Origin of the sequence: Actinomycetospora corticicola, from assembly GCF_013409505.1 — a bacterium.
GTDB lineage: Bacteria > Actinomycetota > Actinomycetes > Mycobacteriales > Pseudonocardiaceae > Actinomycetospora > Actinomycetospora corticicola.
Genome location: NZ_JACCBN010000001.1, coordinates 4957019 through 4974712, shown reverse-complemented (window position 1 = coordinate 4974712; position 17694 = coordinate 4957019). Strand labels below are relative to the sequence as shown.

Genomic DNA, 17694 nt, shown 5'->3' with positions numbered 1-17694 from the left:
TTCCGAGGCTTCTCTTCCCCGGATGAGCCGTCAGCGCACCTGATCCCCGCCCGCGACCCACATGGCGGCCGCGAGTTCCGGGCCGAGGAGGTGTTCGTCGGTGTCCCCGCCGAGCGAGACGATGAAGGAGCCCCCGAAGGGGTGCCTTCCCCTCATCCGCACCTCGGTGCCGAGCCCGAAGCCCCGCTCCTTGAGGTGGCGCAGGACGGCGGGGTCCTCCTCGTCGACGCGGACGAGGAGACCGGTGGTCCCGGGCTCGAGCAACGACAGGACGCAGGCCTCCTGCTCGACGGTCCGCCCCTCGACGTCCGGGATCGGGTCGCCGTGCGGGTCCACCCGCGGGTGCCCGAGCTTCGCGTCGATCCGGGCGAGGAACGTGTCCGACACGTAGTGCTCGAGGACCTCCGCCTCGTCCTGCACCTCGTCCCAGCCGTAGCCGAGCTCCTGGACCAGGAAGGTCTCGATGAGCCGGTGCCGGCGCAGCATCGACAGCGCGTGCCGACGGCCCGCCTCGGTGAGGGTCAGGCCGGCGTAGGGACGGTGCTCCACGAGCCCCAGGTCGGCGAGCTTGCGGGCCATGCCCGAGACCGACGAGGCCGACAGCCCGAGACGCAGCGCGATCCGCGAGGTCGTCGCCGTCCCCTCGGACTCGACGAGCTTGTAGACGGCCTTGACGTAATCGTCGACCGCCGCCGAGTGCCCGCCGTCCATGCCCGCCACGATATCGCCGCGACGACCCTCCGACCCCGCCGTTGCATTCCGCGCCCGCGCCGGGACCCCGGGCAGGCACACGGGGTAGCGCCGATCAAGGGCCCGCGAGCTCGAACCGCACGATCGAGTACGGCGTGTCGGCGTCACTTGTCGCCGTCCCCCACACGGCGTTGGGTCCTGATCGCCGAGACGGGGGCCGACGGCCGCCCGCGGCAGTCGATCGGGGAGAGAGAGCATGCGAGTCAAGATGGCGGCCGCAGCAGCCATGCTGGCGATCAGCGCGGCCGTGGTGGTCGCGCCCGTGGCCAGCGCGTCCGTACCGACCACGTCCACCGTCGCCGGTCAGGTGACGCCGCCGACCGTCCCGCCCGTGGTCCCGAGCGTCCCGGCCGTGCCCGGCGCTCCTGCCGTTCCGAGCGTCCCGGCCGTGCCCGGTGCTCCGGCGGTGCCGAGCGTTCCTGCCGTACCGGGCGCTCCGGCCGTGCCCGGCGCACCGGCCGTCCCGGGGGCGCCTGCGGCGCCGGGCGTTCCCGGCGCGCCGGCCGCTCCCGCCGTTCCCGGGGTCTGACCACCTCCGGCGGACCGTGCCCGATGGACGCGGTCCGTCGGTGGCGGGCCCGACCAGCGATACGGGTGCCACGCCGCTCGGTCGACCGCAGCAGCCGCCGCCGGACGGGGCCGCACCCGACGAGTGGGTGGCCCCACCGACGCGTCCGGTGACACGGATCGGCCACCGACGTCGATCGGGACCGCGAGCAGCCGTCAGCCGCAGCAGCCGCCGCCGCAGCACCCACCGCCGCCACCGGCGGGGGCGGGCGCCATCGCGGGCCGCTGCGCGGTGCGGGCCTTCCCACCGAGCGCGACGGTGGAGAGCAGCTTGACGGTGTCCGAGTGCCCGCCGGGGCAGTCGACCGGATCGCCCGCCTGCTGCATGGGCCGGTTGACCTCGAAGGTCGACCCGCACTCCCGGCAACGGAACTCGTACAGGGCCATGTCGGGAGGGTAGGCCGCGCCACCCGCCGTCCGGAAGACCGACGACTCACGGCAGGAACACGGGCAGAGTTCCTAATCTGGACACATCACCACCACCCGCGCCGCCCGCGCCCTCGTCGCCGTCCTGGTGCTCCTGCTGCTCGGCGCCGGCGCGCTGTGGTTCGTCGAGAGCCGGGGGTTCACGGCGGCCGACGTCTGGGAGGTCGTCCAGCCCCCGCCGCCGGAGCCGTGCAGCGAGCCCGACCCGACGAGCGACGGGTGTCTCACCCCCACCGCGCTGCGGCTGCACGACGCGGCGGTCGCGCGCCACGCGGACGACCTGCGCGGCATCAGCTGCTGGTCCGAGCACGCGTGGAACCCGTCGAGCGACCATCCCGCGGGCCGGGCGTGTGACCTGTTCCCCACCCGCGCGGGGCGGTTCCCGGTCGGCGACGAGCTCGACGCCGGGTGGGCGATGGCGACCTGGCTGCGGGAGAACGCCGCGGACCTCGGCGTGCGCTACGTCATCTGGCAGGGCCGCATCTGGTACCGCGGGTCCGCCGACCAGGACGGATGGGGGCGGCCGTACACCGGCGGCGGCGTCTACGACCCGACCGACGCGACCGGCGGGCACTTCGACCACGTCCACGTGAGCGTGCGCCGCTGACGACGAGCGTCACGTCCGGGGGCACTCCGGACGATCTCCGTGAGACACTGGGATCGAGCGCGTCGGCACGGATGCCGGGACGCGCACGCCGCCTGGCCCTCGCGAGTCGCGACCACCGCCTGGGCGGACCCTCGACCTCGACGCTAGGTGCTCCTCATCTCTGACATCACCACGTTCACCGGCCTGGGCATCTCGCCCTCGATCGCCGAGCTCCTCGCCCCGCGGGGCATCACCGAGCCCACGCCGATCCAGGCCGCCGCGATCCCCGACGCCCTGGCCGGGCGGGACGTCCTCGGCCGCGGGCGCACCGGGTCGGGCAAGACCCTCGCCTTCGGGCTCCCCGTCCTCGCGAAGCTCGCGCGCTGCGACGCGCCGACGCGGCCGAACCGGCCGCGCGCGCTGATCCTGCTGCCGACCCGCGAGCTCGCCAGCCAGGTCCGCGACGCGCTCGCCCCGCTGTCCGAGGCCCTCGGTCTCGAGCAGACCGTCGTCTACGGCGGGGTCGGGCAGCGGCCGCAGGAGAACGCGCTGCGCCGCGGCGTCGACCTGCTCATCGCGTGCCCCGGCCGCCTCGAGGACCTCATCGGGCAGGGCATCCTCGACCTCGACCGCGTCGAGGTCACGGTGCTCGACGAGGCCGACCACATGTCCGACCTCGGGTTCCTCCCCGCCGTGCGCCGCCTGCTGCGCCGCACCCCGACGAACTCCCAGCGACTGCTGTTCTCGGCCACGCTCGACGGCGAGGTCGACAAGGTCGTCAAGGAGTTCCTCCGGTCCCCGGTCACGCACAGCGTCGACCGCGCCGCGGAGCCCGTGCCGGACATGACCCACCACGTGTTCACCGTGCAGGCGGCGGACCGCGCGCAGATCGTGCAGGAGCTCGCCGGCGGCCTCGGCCGCACGATGTTGTTCACCCGCACCAAGCACGCCGCGCGCAAGCTCTCCCGCAAGCTCGCCGCGTCCGGCATCCCGGCCGCCGAGCTGCACGGCAACCTGGCGCAGAACGCCCGCGACCGGAACCTCGGCTGGTTCCGTGACGGCGACGTCCGCGTCCTCGTCGCCACCGACATCGCGGCCCGCGGCATCCACGTGGACGACGTCGCCCTCGTGGTGCACGTCGACCCGCCCGCCGAGCACAAGGCCTACCTGCACCGCTCCGGGCGCACCGCCCGCGCGGGTTCGGCCGGCGACGTGGTCACCCTCGCCGCGCCCGACCAGCGCTCCGACGTCGCGAAGCTGACCCGTCAGGCCGGGATCAAGCCCCGCACCGCGCAGGTCTCGCCGGGGGCGCGCGAGATCCGCGACCTGGTCGGCGAGCCGGCCCCGCCGGCGACGATGCCGGAGATCGAGGCGCCGCCGCAGCAGGAGCGCTCGTCGTCGGGAGCGCCCACCCGCTCCGGGCGGCCGCGTCGCCGCGGCGGCCGGGGTGGCGCACCGCAGGCCGGCGGCCAGGGCGGCAGCGGGCAGGGCAACCCCGGGGGCGGCCGTCGTCGCGGTGGCCGCGGTGGCGGGCAGGCCCCGGCCGCCTCGTCGTCGGGAACGGGCGGCGGGTCCGGTGCCCCGCGCGGGCGCCGCAGCCGCTGAGTCGCCGACCGCGCTAGCGTCGTCGACCGTGTTCACGGGGTTCGGCGACGCCGCGGTCGACTTCTACGAGGGCCTCGAGGCCGACAACTCGAAGGCCTACTGGCAGGACAACAAGCACCTGTACGACGACCACGTGCGGGCGCCGATGCAGGCCCTGCTGCTGACCCTCGAGCCCGAGTTCGGCGAGGGCCGCATCTTCCGGCCGTACCGGGACGTGCGGTTCTCGAAGGACAAGGTGCCGTACAAGACGCAGTGCGGGGCCACCGCCGGCGGGCACTACGTGCAGGTCTCGGCGGACGGGATCATGGTCGCCGCGGGGTACTACGCGATGGTCCCGGACCAGATCGCGCGGTACCGCGCGGCCGTCGACGACGAACGCCACGGGCCGGAGCTCGAGCAGATCGTCGCCGGTCTGCACGACGACGGGTACGCCCTCGGCGGGGACCGGCTCAAGACGCGGCCCCGGGGCACCGACCCCGACCACCCGCGACTCGATCTGCTGCGCCACCGGTCGCTGTTCGCCCACACCTCGTGGGAGCCGTCCGACGAGCTGCACACGCCGGCCCTCGCGGACCGGGTCGCCGCGGCGTGGCGGCGCATGAGCCCGCTCGCGGACTGGATGCACGCCCACGTCGGTGTCACCCTCGACGACGCCGCCCGGGGGGCCCGCGGCCGCCGTTGAACCGCGGAGGCGGCTGGGTACCAGCGGCGATGAACCCAGCCAGGATGCTCGCCGCAGGGTTGGTCGCCCGCAGCGTCGCCCGAGGGGTGCGTCACCCGCACCCGCCGACCGACCATCCCCCGGCGCCGGTCCGCGGGACGGACGACCCGCCCGGCGGCAACGCCGAGAAGCCCACCGAGATCCCGCCGACCGGATGGTGGCAGATCTTGAAGCGTGCGTTCGCCGAGAGCGGCAAGGACAACGTCAGCATGCTGGCGGGCGGCGTCGCGTTCTTCGGTTTCCTCGCGATCTTCCCGGCGCTGATCGCCCTGGTGTCGCTCTACGGGCTGGTCGCCGACCCCGCGCAGGCGGCGCAGACCCTGGAGAGCGTGACCTCGGCGCTGCCCGAGAGCGCCCGGCCGCTGGTGGCCGACCAGCTGCAGTCGGTGGTCACCTCCTCGACCGGCGGCCTGACGACGGGCCTCGTGATCGCGGCGCTCGCGGCGCTGTTCAGCGCGTCGAGCGGCACCCAGAACCTCATGGCGGCCATCAACATCGCCTACGACGAGACCGAGACGCGCGGCGCCGTGAAGCTGCGGGCGCTCGCCCTCCTGCTGACGCTCGGCGCCGTCGTGTTCGTCATCGTCGCGATCGTGCTCGTCGCCGTCGCGCCGATCGTGCTCGACTCGCTCGGGCCGGTGGGACAACTCGTCGGGCAGGTCGTGCGCTGGGTGCTGCTCGTGCTGTTCATGCTCGTCGCCCTGGCCGTCCTCTTCCGCGTCGCGCCCGACCGCGATTCCCCGCGCTTCGAGTGGGTCACTCCCGGGTCGATCTTCGCGACCGTCGTCTGGGTCGTCGCGAGCGTGCTGTTCAGCGTCTACGTCGACAACTTCGGCAGCTACAACAAGACCTACGGGGCGCTCGCCGGCGTCATCGTGCTCATGCTCTGGCTGTACCTGACCAGCTACATCGTGCTGCTCGGCGCCGAGGTCAACTCCGAGTCGGAGTACCAGACGGCCGCCGACACCACGAAGGGCCCGGCGCAGCCGATGGGCCGCCGCGGAGCGGTGAAGGCGGACGACGCGCTGACGCCGTGAGCGGCGCAACGTCCTGATCTCCGGGGCGCGTCTCGCGGCGGTTCTTTGCGTCCTTCCCGACGACAGGTCGGCGAAGGTTGCGTCGTCGGGTCCCGTCGGATGGCATGTGGGCTCCACCACCACGTCGACGCGCGCCAGGAGTGGCCATGGGCAGCCCGGACACGACCGTCTCCCTCGACGACCGCTACACCGCCACGGGCGGACGCGCGCTGATGACCGGCATCCAGGCGCTCGTGCGGCTGCTGCTCGACCAGCGACGGCTCGACGAGGCGCGCGGGCTCGACACCCGCGTGTTCGTGTCCGGCTACCAGGGCTCGCCGCTGGGCGGTCTCGACTCGGAGATCGGGCGGGCCCGGCGCCACCTCGACCCGCTCGGCGTGGTGTTCACGCCCGGGGTCAACGAGGAGCTGGCCGCCACCGCCGTCGCGGGCACGCAGCTGCTCGACGCGGTGCCCGGTCGACGCCACGACGGGGTGGTCGGGTTCTGGTACGGCAAGAACCCGGGGCTCGACCGCGCGGCCGACGCCATCCGCCACGGCATGCTCTCGGGCACCGCCCGGCTCGGCGGGGCGGTCGCGCTCATCGGCGACGATCCGGCGTGCAAGTCCTCCACGGTGCCCAGCAGCTGCGAGCCGATGGCGGCCAGCCTCTCGATGCCGCTGCTCGCCCCGGGGTCGGTCGCCGAGATCGTGGAGCTCGGCCTGCACGCGGTCGCGCTCTCGCGCGAGACCGGCCTCTGGACCGGCCTGAAGATCATCGCCGACGTGGCCGACGCCTCCGCCACCGTGGACCTGGGCGCCCTCGCGCCCGACGTGCTCGGCGTGCCGCACCCGCCGTCGGGAACCCGCCCGGTCTCGCCGCCGCTGGTCGGGCCCCCGGCCCTCGACGCCGAGCACGACGTGCTCACCCGTCGGCTGGACCTCGCGAAGGCCTACGCCCGCGCGGCCGGGCTCAACCGGGTCGCCTTCACCGCCCGCGAGGCCCGCCTCGGGATCGTGGCCTCCGGGACGAGCTACGCGACGGTGCTGCGCGCCCTCGACGACCTCGGGCTCTCCGAGTCCGACCTGGACGCGCTCGGCGTCCGCCTGGTCCGGCTCGCCATGCCGTTCCCGGTCGACCACGAGGCCCTCGCCGCGATGACGGCGGACCTCGAGGAGGTCCTCGTCGTCGAGGACAAGGTGCCGTTCCTCGAGGGCCACGTCCGGCAGGCGCTCTACGGGACGGTGCCGCCGCCGCGGGTCGTCGGCCGCCGCGACGACCGGAACCGCCCGCTGCTCTCCGCGCGGGCGCAGCTCTCCGCCGAGGACGTCGCCACCGCGATCGCCGGCCGGCTCCGCGCGCTCGGTCACGAGCTCCCCGCCTCCGCGGTCGCCCACCTCGACGCCCTCACGCCGCCCCGGCCGTCCCGGATCGCGCTGAGCACGGCCGACCTGCCGTCGCGCACCCCCTACTTCTGCTCCGGCTGCCCGCACAACACCTCGACGCGGACCGACGACGACACGCTCGTGGGCGTCGGGATCGGCTGCCACGCGATGGTCGCGCTCGACGGCGGGCACCGCGGCCACCAGGTGGGGATGACGCAGATGGGTGGGGAGGGCGCGCAGTGGATCGGGCTCGCCCCGTTCACCGACGACCCCCACCTCGTGCAGAACCTCGGCGACGGCACGTTCCACCACTCCGGCTCGCTCGCGATCCGCGCCGCGATCGCCGCCGGGGTGTCGATGACCTACAAGCTGCTCTACAACGACGCCGTCGCCATGACCGGCGGGCAGCGCGCCGAGGGCCGCCTCGACGTCGCGGCCATCACGCGCGAGCTGGCGATCGAGGGTGTCCGCCGGATCATCGTGACCACCGACGAGCCGGGGAAGTACGGCCGCGGCGACCTCGACCCGATCGCGACCGTCCGCCACCGCGACGCGTTCGCCGACGCCGAGCGCGAGCTCGCGGCCGTCGAGGGCGTCACGGTGCTGATCCACGACGACCGGTGCGCCACCGAGGAGCGCCGCCTGCGCAAGCGCGGCGAGCTCCCGGCGGCCACCGAGCGGGTCGTGATCAACGAGCGCGTGTGCGAGGGCTGCGGCGACTGCGGGGACGTCTCGACCTGCCTGTCGGTGCTCCCCGTCGAGACCGAGTTCGGGCGCAAGACCCGAATCCACCAGGCGTCGTGCAACTCCGACTACTCGTGCCTCAAGGGCGACTGCCCGTCGTTCCTGCTGGTCGAGCCCGGCACCGTGGCGCGCCGCGGGATCCCCGAGCTCCCGGTGCGGTTGGTCGAGCCGACCGCGCGGAGGCAGGGCGACGAGGTCCTGCTCCGCATGCCGGGCATCGGCGGCACCGGCGTCGTCACGATCTCGCAGATCCTGCAGATGGCCGCCCACCTCGACGGCTCGTTCGCCGCCGGGCTCGAGCAGGTCGGGCTCGCCCAGAAGGGCGGGCCGGTCGTCTCCGACGTCCGCATCGCCAAGCACCCGGTGGCCGGCGCGCTGCGCGCCTCCCGCGGCAGCGCCGACGTGATCGTCGGGTTCGACCTGCTCGGAGCGGCCGACCCCGGCACCCTCGGGACGGGACGGTCCGGGCACACGGTCGCCGTCGTGAACACCTCGCTCACGCCGACCGCCGCCATGGTCACCGGTCGGGTCGTCCTGCCCGGGTCCCCCGACGACGCCCTCGACCGGCTGCGCGCGGTGACCGCCGAGGTGCACCACGTCGACGCGCAGCGCCTGTCCGAGGCCCTGTTCGGCGACCACCTGCCGACCAACGTGCTGCTCCTCGGGGCGGCCTGGCAGCACGGCCTCGTGCCGGTGTCCGCCGAGGCGATCGAGGCGGCGGTCCGGCTGAACGGGGCCGCCGTCGAGACCTCGCTCGCCGCCTTCCGCTGGGGCCGGGCCGCGGCGATCGACCACGACGCGGTGCTTGCCGCCGCGATCCCGGCCACGCCCGCCGTCGTCGCGGTGGACGCCCGGTCCGCCGCCCTGGCCGCCGAGGTCGAGGGCCTGGAGTACGTGCTCGCGACCCGCATCGCCGACCTCACCGGCTACCAGGACGCGGCCTACGCCGCGCGCTACGCCGAGGAGGTCCGGCGGGTGACCGCGCTCGCGTCGGAGGCGGTGGGTCCCGACGACGGGTCGCGCCTCGGCGCCGCCTACGCGCGCGGCCTGCACCGGCTCATGGCCTACAAGGACGAGTACGAGGTCGCGCGGCTGCACCTCGACCCGGTCGAGGTCGCCCGCCGGGAGGCCGAGTACGGCGCGGACGCGGACGTCTCGGTGATGCTGCACCCGCCGCTGCTCCGGGCCCTCGGGATGCAGCGCAAGATCCGGCTGCGCGGCCGGACCGCCGACCTCGCGTTCCGCGGTCTGCGGGCCGCCCGACGGCTGCGCCACACCCCGCTCGACGTCTTCGGTCTGGCGCACGTCCGGGCGGAGGAGCGGGCGCTGGTCGGCGAGTACCAGCGGGCGGTCCGGACGGCGGTGGAACGCCTCCCCGCGATGCCGGTGGCGACCGCCCTCGAGATCGCGGGCCTGTCCGACGACGTCCGCGGGTACGAGGAGATCAAGCTCCGGAACGTCGAGCGCTTCCGCGCCCGGCGCGACGAGCTGCTCGGCTGAGCTCGCTCGGTCTGACGGGGAGGCGGCGTGGGAGTGGTCGGGGCGCTCGACGGGTTCCAGCGACGGCACCGCTGGGCCGGGCTCCCGCTCGCGGTGCTCTGGAAGTTCATCGACGACGAGGCCACCTACCTCGCCGCGCTGATCACCTACTACGGCTTCCTCTCGCTGTTCCCGCTGCTGCTGCTCGCGCTCACCGTGCTCGGGTTCGTCCTGCAGGACGACCCGGCCCTCCAGGCCGCCCTGGTCAACTCCGCGCTGCGCAACTTCCCGATCGTCGGCGACCAGATCGGTGAGAACGTGCGCTCGCTGCAGGGCAGCGTGGGCGCGCTCGTCGTCGGGATCGTGGTCAGTCTCTACGGCGGTCTCGGCGTGACCGTGGCCGTGCAGAACGCGTTCGCCCGGATGTGGGTGGTGCCGAAGGCCGAACGGCCGGCGCTGCCCACCGCCTACGGCCGCGGGGCGCTCGCCGTCGTCGTCCTCGCCGCGGCGATCGCGGTCGCGGCGGGGCTGACCGCGCTGGGCGCCGCGCTCGCGGGTCTCCCGACCCCGCTCTACGCGGGCGGGCGGATCCTGGTGACGATCGCCGGGATCGGGGTCAACGCCGCACTCGTGGTGCTCGCGTTCCGGCTGCTCACCCCGCGGGCGCTGACGATGCGTCAGGTGCTGCCGGGGGCGGTGCTCGCCGCCGTCGCCTGGTACGTGCTGCAGACGCTGGGCGCCTACCTCGTGCAGTACCAGCTGCGCGGGATGAGCGCGAGCTACGGGATCTTCGGGATCGTGCTGGGGCTGCTCGCCTGGATCTACCTGAGCGCCGTCGTCGCGATGTTCTGCGCCGAGCTCAACACGGTGCGCGTGCTGCACCTGTACCCCCGGAGCCTGCTCTCCGCGTTCCCGGACGACACCGACACGACGCCCGCGGACGAGCGGGCCTACGCCGCGTACGCCGCCGCCGAGCGGCTCAAGTCGTTCCAGACCATCGACGTCGAGTTCGACCCGACCGCCACCCCGCCGCGGGGGCAGGAGCGCCCCGACCCGCCGTCGTGAACGCGCCGCCCCCCTGGCAGGAAAGCGTCGTTGCTGTCGTCCCGTGGCAGGAAAGCCACGTCGTCGTGAGCGCCCGTCCGGAACGAACGACCCGTTCGTGCAGCTAGAAGCCACGAACGACCCGTTCGTTCCGATCGCAGGGCCTTGCGCGCCTCCGGTACGCTGACGTACCGTCAGATTCCGGTACGAGCACGTACCGAAGATCGAGGAGGCACACACCCATGAGCAGCGTGCGGGACAAGGTCACGGTCGTGACCGGGGCCGGATCCGGGATCGGGCGCCGGCTCGCCCTCGAGCTCGCCCGCCGGGGTGCGCGCCTCGCGATCTCCGACGTCAACGAGACCGGCCTGAACGAGACCGCCGACCTCGCGAAGGCCCTGGGCGCCGAGGTGCACACCGCCCGGCTCGACGTGGCCGACCGGGAGGCCGTCCTCGCGTACGCCGACGCCGTCGAGGAGCACTACGGCGTGGTGCACCAGATCTACAACAACGCCGGCATCGCCTCCTCCGGCACGGTGCTCGACGGCGAGTGGTCGGAGTACGACCACGTGCTGGGCATCAACCTCTTCGGCGTCATCAACGGCACGAAGGCGTTCCTGCCGGCGCTCGTGCGCTCGGGCGACGGGCACGTGGTCAACGTGTCCTCGCTGAACGGGATCATGGCCCAGCCGGGGATGTCCGCCTACTGCACGGCGAAGTTCGGCGTCCGTGGGTTCACCGAGACGCTGCGCGCCGAGATGCTCGCGAGCCGTCAGCCGGTGGGCGTGACCGTGGTGCACCCGGGCGGCGTGAAGACCAACATCGCCACCGCCGCCTTCGAGCGCGGCTCCGCCGCCGGCCGGACCACGGCCGCCGACGAGGCGCGGACGCGCACCTACAACGAGAAGCTGCTGAAGATGCCCGCCGACCAGGCGGCGAAGATCATCGTCGAGGGGGTCGAGAGCGGGAAGCCGCGTGTGCTCGTCGGCAACGACGCGAAGTTCGTCGACCTCTTCGTGCGCCTCGTGCCGCGGTTCTACCCGGCCGCCCTCGTCCGCTTCGGCGGGAAGGTCCTCGGCGGGAGCTGAGCCGCGCCCCTCCCCCGGTGGCAGCGAAGCGTCGTTGCTGTCATCCAGTGGCAGGAAAGCCACATCGTCGCCCAGGCTTGCGACCGTGCGGCCAGCCGTGCACCATCCATGGGGATGGTGCACGGATGACGGGGGGTGCGGGTCGTGGGGGAGGACAAGACCGAGAAGATCACCGTCAACCTCGGGTTGGTGGATCTCGGGCACATCGACCTCCTCGTGCAGGAGGGCTTCTACACGACCCGGACCGACTTCATCCGCACCGCCATCCGCAACCAGCTCAGCGCCAACGGCCCGGCCCTCGACCGCACGGTGGCCCGCCGCACGTTGGTGCTCGGCACCCAGCACTTCTCGCGTGCCGACCTGCAGGCCCTGCACGACCGGGGCGAGCAGATCCACATCCGCGTGCTGGGACTGGCGAGCCTCGCCGAGGACGTCCCACCCGATCTGGCGGTGGCCACCATCGCCTCGGTCGAGGTCCTCGGCGCGTTCCGCGCGAGCCGGGCCGTGAAGGCGGCCCTGGGTCCGCGGATCGTCTGAGCCGTCGGCGGCGTCGGGGCCCTCCCCTCGCCACCCACCGCGTCCGAGGGGACGACACATGACCACACCACGCACACCCGGGGGCGCCGCCAAGCGCCTCGCCGAGACGATGGCGGCCCGCGTGACCCGCGGTCTCTCCGGTCCGATGGCCCACGCCGTCCGCACCGCCGCGACCCAGGGCGGCGGCGGGCAGTCCGCCCGCATGGCGGAGGCGACCCGGCTGACCCGGGCCGGACGGCTCACCGAGGCGATGTCCGTCCTGCAGGGCACGGGGTCCGCCCCCGTCCCGACGATGCCCGGGTCCTTCACCGCGACCCGCGCGGCCGCACCGACCCCGACGTCGGGACGGGTCTCCCGGGGCTCCGTCGACGGACCCGGCGGGTCGCGCTCCTACCGGCTCGTCGTGCCCGAGCGGGTGCAGGACCGGCCGCCGCTGCTCGTGATGCTGCACGGCGGCACGCAGGACGCCGACACCTTCGCGGCCGCGACGGGCATGGACGACCTGGCCGAGCGGGAGGGTTTCCTGGTCGTCTACCCGGAACAGTCCCGGTCGGCGAACGCGATGGGCTACTGGAACTGGTTCGAGCCCGGCTCCCAGGGCCGGGGCGGGGAGGCGGCGCTGATCGCCGCGATCGTCACCGAGGTGTCCGCGGCGCACGGTGTGGACCGCGAGCGGGTGTTCGTCGCCGGCTTCTCCGCGGGCGCGGCGATGGCGGCGGTGATGGGCGCGGCGTACCCCGACCTCGTCGCGGGGGTCGGCATCCACTCCGGCCTGCCCGCCGGGGCCGCGCACGACGTGGGGTCGGCCTTCGGCGCCATGCGCGGCGCGCCCTACCGGGTCGGCGCGACCAGCGTGCCGACCATCGTGGTGCACGGCACGGACGACCCGACCGTCGCCGCCGTCAACGGCACCCGCGCGGTCGAGGCCGCGCTGGCCGACCACCCCGGGTGCGCCCGGACCGAGGAGCGCGGCGGCGGGGGCGACCGCCGCAGCTGGACCCGCGAGCGCTGGACCGACCGTGACGGCGTCGTGCGCGCCGAGCACTGGACGGTGCACGGCAGCGGGCACGCCTGGTCGGGCGGCCGGGCCGGTGGGTCCTACACCGACCCGGCGGGTCCGGACGCGAGCGCGGCCATGTGCGAATTCTTCGCAGGTGAGCACTAAGTGGGCCTATAGCCCCACTCAGTGCTCACCTGCGCGGAGCGCACCTGCCAGGCGCACGAAACCCTCGTCCAGCGGGACCTGCGGCGCATAGCCCAGGTCCCGCTTGGCCGCGGAGATGTCGAACCAGTGATCGGTGGCGAGCTGGCGGGCGAGGAAGCGGGTCATCGGCGGGTCGCCGACCGACACGACCCGCTCCAGGCCCCGCCACACCGTCTCCACCACGGCGCCCGCCGCGACGGCGACCGGCAGCGGGACGGTCGCCGAGATCGGCTCCAGCCCGCCCGCGGTCACGATCCCGTTCACCAGCTCCCGCACCGGTCGCGGGTCGCCGGACGTGATGAAGTACGGCCGCCCGGCGCACGGCGCGCCGGGGGCCAGCCGGTCGGCGGCGTCGAGGTGGGCCTGCGCGGCGTCGTCGACGTAGGTCGTGTCGATGACCGCGGAACCGTCCCCGACCAGCCGCAACCGCCGCGAGCGGGCGCGCTCCAGGATCCGCGGCACGAGCTGCGTGTCGCCCGGACCCCACACGAGGTGCGGGCGGAGCGCGACGGTCGCCAACGACGGGGAGTCCGCCGCCAGCACCAGCCGTTCCGCCTCGGCCTTCGTCTCCGGGTACGGCGAGTCGAAGTGCGTGGCGTACGGCAGCGACTCGTCGCCGCCGCGGATGTCGTCGCCGCCGTGCACCACGCTCGGGGTGCTGGTGAAGACGAACCGGTCGATGCCGGCCGCCCGGCACTCGTCGAGCAGGGTCCGGGTCGCTTCGACGTTGCTGCGCCGGAAGAGTGCCGTCGAGCCGGAGATGCCGGCCCGTGCGGCGACGTGGAAGACCACGTCGACGTCCTCGACGGCGGCGCGGGCGACGGCGGGGTCGGCCAGGTCGCCGCGGATCGTCGCCACCCCGCGGGCCCGCAACGACGGGTAGTCCCCCCGGGCGACGCTCGTGACCTCGTCGCCGCGGGCGAGCAGCGCGTCGACCACGGCGCCGCCGAGGAATCCTCCGCCGCCGGTGACGAGGGCCCTCACCGGAGCTCCCCGTCGGCCCAGCGCCCCAGGGCCTCGCGGTCGATCTTGGAGTTGTGGCGCGGGTCGACCGGCAGTGCGCGGTGCGACAGGAAGACCTCGATCGGCTTGGTCCGCGGGTCGCTCGCCGCGAGGGCCCGGAGCTCGTCGACGAGCTCGTCGGTCCACCGTGAGCCGGCGAACAGCTCGACGACCGCGACCGGGGTGCGGTCGCGCGCAGGTCCGGTCCCGACGAGGGCGGTGCGCCGCACCGCCGGATGGCGGTTCAACACCTCCTCGCACGGCACGCTGTAGAGCGGGCCGTCGACGGTGTGCACCACGTGCGCGACCCGGCCCGCGAACCACAGCCGGCCCGCGTCGTCGAGGGAGGCGAGGTCGCCGGTGCGGTGCGCGAGACGGCCGTCCCACGAGACCTTGGCAGCCGCCGTGGCCTCCGGGCGCTCGGCGTAGGCCGGGCTGACCACGGGTCCCCGGACCACGACCTCCCCGACCTCACCGTGTCCGACCAGCATCGACGGCTCGAGCCGCGTGACCGGCCCGTCGGTCGGGTGCATCAGCGCGACGTCGACGCCGGGCACGGCGCGGCCGACGCAGATCCCGTCGTCGGGCAGTTCGAGCAGTTCGTGGCTGCCGATCGTCGCCACCGGCAGCGCCTCGGTGGCGCCGTAGGGGGTGTGCACCTGCGCGCCGTCCGGCAGCAGCGCGAGCACACGGCGCTGGACGTCCCGCGGCACCGGCGCGCCCGCCGAGATCACCTGGCGCAGCGTCGGCAGGTGGGTGTCGGCGGGGACACCACGGCCGAGCCGGTCGAGGACGGCGGGTGAGCCGAACATGACGGTGGCACCCGTCGTCCGGGCCGCGCTCACGAGCCGCGACGGGACGACCTTCCCCGGCTTCGTCGGGTCCATCCGCGGCACCACCGTCGTCATGCCGAGGGCCGGTCCGAAGAGCGCGAACGGCGGGAAGGTGGCGAGGCTGACGTCGCCGGGGCCGAGCCCGTAGAGGTCGCGCACGAGACGCGCCTGCGCGAGCAGCCCGTCCTCGTGGTGCTCGACGCCCTTGGGCGGGCCGGTGCTGCCGCTGGTGAACAGGATCGCCGCGGGCACGCCGTCCGGCCGCGGGAGCGGCGGGAGGGCCCGGCGTCGGGACCCCGCGCGTTCGAGGCGGCGCAGCGAGTGCGTGCCGGGCACGGGCACCGGGCCGGCCGTCACCGCGATCCGCGCGGACGGGCACCACCGCAGCGCGCGCCGCGCGAGGTGCGCCTTCGCGATCCCGACGAAGGCCTCGGGCGCGGCCTCGCCGAGGCAGGAGCGGACGCGGTCCAGTCCGATGCCCGGGTCCACGACGACGGGGACGGCCCGGACGCGCAGGAGCGCGTAGGCGACGACGAAGAAGTCGGCGGTCGGGGGCACGAGCAGCGCCGTGCGCGTGCCCGGCCCGATCCCGGCGGCGAGCAGGCCCGCCGCGGCGTCCGCGACGCGGCGCTGCAGGGCCCCGAACGTGATGGTCCGCGTGCGACCGAGGGGCGCCGGCAGGACCAGGGCGGGCGCGTCGGACCGGGCGACGGCGTGCTCGGCGAGCATGCCGTCGAGCGTGGGGGTCACCGGCCCGCCGTCAGGAAGGTGCGGACGCGGGGCACGATCCGGTCGGCGGCGTCCTCGAGGACGTAGTGCCCGGCGGCCGGGTAGCGGTGCACCGCGGCGTGCGGCAGGTGCGCCACGAGGTGGCGCAGGATCGTGTCGTCGAAGACCGGGTCCTTCATGCCCCAGTGCACCTGGACCGGGTGCGTGTCGAGCTCGGGCAGCTTCTCCGCGAGGCGGACCAGGACGGGGTGGGCCGGGTCGTCGGGGCCGGTCGGGATGTCCTGGACGAAGGCGTGGACGGCGACGCGGTGCTCCGGCGAGTCGTACGGCGCGAGCAGCCCGCGACGGGCCTCCGCGCCGAGCCAGGGGCGGCCGCTGCCGAGGGCGAGCGCCCCGAGGGAGAACGCGTTGAAGCGCCGGACGAGCACGTCCCCGACGAGGGGCAGGCGCGCGGCCTGCAGCGTCCACGGGATGCGCTTGTCCGCGGGCAGCGGGAACGCGGCGCTGTTGAGGATGACGATCCGGTCGACCCGGTCGAGGTGCTCGGCGGCCCACGACAGGCCGATCGGGCCGCCCCAGTCGTGGACGACGAGGTGCAACGGCTCGTCGAGGTCGAGGTGCTCGACGAACGCGGTGAGGTCGGCGACCCGGCGGGCGAGGGTGTGCGGGTACGCGTCGCGGCCGGGCTTGGCGGAGCGGCCCATGCCGATGTGGTCGGGCGCGATCGCGCGGAACCCGTCGTCGGGAAGGGTGGAGAGCAGCGAGCGGAAGTAGAACGACCAGGTCGGGTTGCCGTGGACGTGCAGCACCGGGGTGCCGGCGCCCTCGTCGACGTAGGCCATCGTGTGGCCGCCGATGTCGACCGTCCTCGACGCGAGGGCGAAGTCGATGGCCGTCACCAGACCACCTCGGCCGCCGCGGCGTTGATCCCGCTGCCGACGCCCATGAGCATCACGCGCGAGCCGTCGGTGACCGTGCCGTCCTCGACCGCCTTCGACAGCACCGTCGGCACCCCGGCCGGCCCGATGTTGCCGAAGCGGGGGAACTGCGAGGGGAAGCGGGCGATGTCGAGGCCGAGCTGGTCGGCGACCGCGCGGGTGTGCACCTTCGAGACCTGGTGCAGGCAGTAGACGTCGTAAGAGTCGGTGTCCCAGTCGAAGGCCGAGACCGCGTCCTTCCAGGCCCGCCCGGCGAGCTCCATGCCGGCGCTGAGCAGCCCGGAGGAGTCGGTGCGCATCTCGTCGGCCTGCCCGACGCAGAGCTCGGAGTTGCCCATCGTGCTGGCCCGGCCGAGGCCGCCGAGGTAGCGGTGCCCCTGCGTGCCGCGGGAGAGCACCATCGCGACCGCGCCGGAACCGACGGTCAGCGTGGCGAACTGCTGGTGGAACATCTTCCGCGTGGCGTCGTCGCCCGCGAGCCGCGCGATCGTCGATTCCATCGCGAATCGACTGGTCTCGCCCGCCACGACGAGTCCGTGGTCGATCTCGCCCGCCTCGATCATCGTCGAGACCACGTTCATGCCGTTGAGGAATCCCAGGCACGCGTTCCCGAGATCGAAGTTGCCCGCCTCCGGCGACAATTCCATCCGGCCGTGCACGATGCTCGCGGTGCTCGGCTCGAGGTGGTCGCGCGAGACCGAGGTGTTGATGAGGACGCCGATGTCGTCACGGCGCACGCCGCTGTCGGCGAGGGCCTTCTCCCCGGCACGGGCGGCCACCTCGCTGGGCATCGTCCCGTCGTCCCACACCCGGCGCTCGGCGATGCCGGACAGCTTCTCGAGCAGGCCGGGCGTGATGCGGAGCTTCGCGAGGGTGCCGGCGAGCCGGTCCTCGAGGTCGGTGGAGGTGACCACGTGCGGCGCATCGACGTGCGCCAGCCCCGTGATCACCACGTCGTCGTAGCGCTGTGCCGCTCTCATGAATCCGAGGGTGCGGGATTCGTCGTGGAGGCGCCATGAGAGGTGTTCGGGACAGTTCGT

16 protein-coding genes are annotated in these 17694 nt (G+C 74.2%); 10 read left to right on the top strand and 6 right to left on the bottom strand.

Annotated elements, in window-relative coordinates:
* Positions 1–30: 30 nt before the first annotated feature.
* Positions 31–711, bottom strand: a complete 681-nt coding sequence (locus tag BJ983_RS24170) for a metal-dependent transcriptional regulator (RefSeq protein WP_179796133.1) — start codon at positions 709–711, stop codon at positions 31–33.
* A gap of 235 nt (positions 712–946) precedes the next feature.
* On the opposite strand from BJ983_RS24170, the gene BJ983_RS30285 reads away from it, so the two are divergent.
* Complete coding sequence (locus BJ983_RS30285) at positions 947–1279, top strand: hypothetical protein (RefSeq protein ID WP_218890452.1); 333 nt, start codon at positions 947–949, stop codon at positions 1277–1279.
* 194 nt (positions 1280–1473) lie between these two features.
* On the opposite strand, the gene BJ983_RS24160 is transcribed toward BJ983_RS30285, so the two are convergent.
* Entirely contained in the window at positions 1474–1704 is a 231-nt protein-coding gene (locus tag BJ983_RS24160) for an FmdB family zinc ribbon protein (protein WP_179796131.1), read from the bottom strand.
* A gap of 127 nt (positions 1705–1831) precedes the next feature.
* Here BJ983_RS24160 and BJ983_RS24155 point away from each other — a divergent pair, with 127 nt between their 5' ends.
* The 9 genes from BJ983_RS24155 (at position 1832) to BJ983_RS24115 (ending at position 13113) form a co-directional block, all read left to right on the top strand.
* Positions 1832–2350, top strand: coding sequence for a VldE C-terminal domain-containing protein (locus BJ983_RS24155; RefSeq protein ID WP_179796130.1), 519 nt, complete (start codon positions 1832–1834; stop codon positions 2348–2350).
* A 147-nt stretch (positions 2351–2497) separates the two neighbouring features.
* On the top strand, positions 2498–3934 hold the full coding sequence (locus tag BJ983_RS24150) for a DEAD/DEAH box helicase (RefSeq protein WP_179796129.1): 1437 nt from the start codon (positions 2498–2500) through the stop codon (positions 3932–3934).
* A gap of 28 nt (positions 3935–3962) precedes the next feature.
* On the top strand, positions 3963–4616 hold the full coding sequence (locus BJ983_RS24145) for a TIGR02453 family protein (protein ID WP_179796128.1): 654 nt from the start codon (positions 3963–3965) through the stop codon (positions 4614–4616).
* A 44-nt stretch (positions 4617–4660) separates the two neighbouring features.
* Positions 4661–5692 (top strand): YihY/virulence factor BrkB family protein, encoded by a 1032-nt coding sequence (locus BJ983_RS24140; protein WP_179796127.1) that lies wholly within the window; start codon positions 4661–4663, stop codon positions 5690–5692.
* A gap of 146 nt (positions 5693–5838) precedes the next feature.
* The gene (locus BJ983_RS24135; protein ID WP_179796126.1) at positions 5839–9300 is read left to right on the top strand and encodes an indolepyruvate ferredoxin oxidoreductase family protein; all 3462 of its coding nucleotides are present in this window, start codon (positions 5839–5841) and stop codon (positions 9298–9300) included.
* A gap of 27 nt (positions 9301–9327) precedes the next feature.
* Positions 9328–10344: a YhjD/YihY/BrkB family envelope integrity protein gene (locus BJ983_RS24130; RefSeq protein ID WP_179796125.1), complete on the top strand. Its 1017-nt coding sequence runs from the start codon at positions 9328–9330 to the stop codon at positions 10342–10344.
* A gap of 221 nt (positions 10345–10565) precedes the next feature.
* On the top strand, positions 10566–11411 hold the full coding sequence (locus tag BJ983_RS24125) for an SDR family NAD(P)-dependent oxidoreductase (RefSeq protein WP_179796124.1): 846 nt from the start codon (positions 10566–10568) through the stop codon (positions 11409–11411).
* Positions 11412–11555: 144 nt separating this feature from the next.
* Complete coding sequence (locus tag BJ983_RS24120) at positions 11556–11948, top strand: CopG family transcriptional regulator (RefSeq protein ID WP_179796123.1); 393 nt, start codon at positions 11556–11558, stop codon at positions 11946–11948.
* A 58-nt stretch (positions 11949–12006) separates the two neighbouring features.
* A complete protein-coding gene (locus tag BJ983_RS24115) occupies positions 12007–13113 on the top strand; it encodes an extracellular catalytic domain type 1 short-chain-length polyhydroxyalkanoate depolymerase (protein WP_218890450.1) in 1107 nt (368 codons plus the stop codon).
* Positions 13114–13131: 18 nt separating this feature from the next.
* Here BJ983_RS24115 and BJ983_RS24110 read toward each other — a convergent pair whose 3' ends face one another.
* From BJ983_RS24110 to BJ983_RS24095, 4 genes are read right to left on the bottom strand one after another with little or no spacing between them, the layout of a single operon-like run.
* Complete coding sequence (locus tag BJ983_RS24110; protein ID WP_179796122.1) at positions 13132–14136, bottom strand: NAD-dependent epimerase/dehydratase family protein; 1005 nt, start codon at positions 14134–14136, stop codon at positions 13132–13134.
* The gene (locus BJ983_RS24105; RefSeq protein ID WP_179796121.1) at positions 14133–15737 is read right to left on the bottom strand and encodes a fatty acid CoA ligase family protein; all 1605 of its coding nucleotides are present in this window, start codon (positions 15735–15737) and stop codon (positions 14133–14135) included. The genes BJ983_RS24110 and BJ983_RS24105 overlap by 4 nt, the downstream gene beginning before the upstream one ends.
* The gene (locus tag BJ983_RS24100; protein WP_179796120.1) at positions 15734–16615 is read right to left on the bottom strand and encodes an alpha/beta fold hydrolase; all 882 of its coding nucleotides are present in this window, start codon (positions 16613–16615) and stop codon (positions 15734–15736) included. Before BJ983_RS24100 ends, BJ983_RS24105 begins: the two co-directional genes overlap by 4 nt.
* Positions 16612–17634: a 3-oxoacyl-ACP synthase III gene (locus BJ983_RS24095; protein WP_179796119.1), complete on the bottom strand. Its 1023-nt coding sequence runs from the start codon at positions 17632–17634 to the stop codon at positions 16612–16614. The genes BJ983_RS24100 and BJ983_RS24095 overlap by 4 nt, the downstream gene beginning before the upstream one ends.
* Positions 17635–17694: the final 60 nt, after the last annotated feature.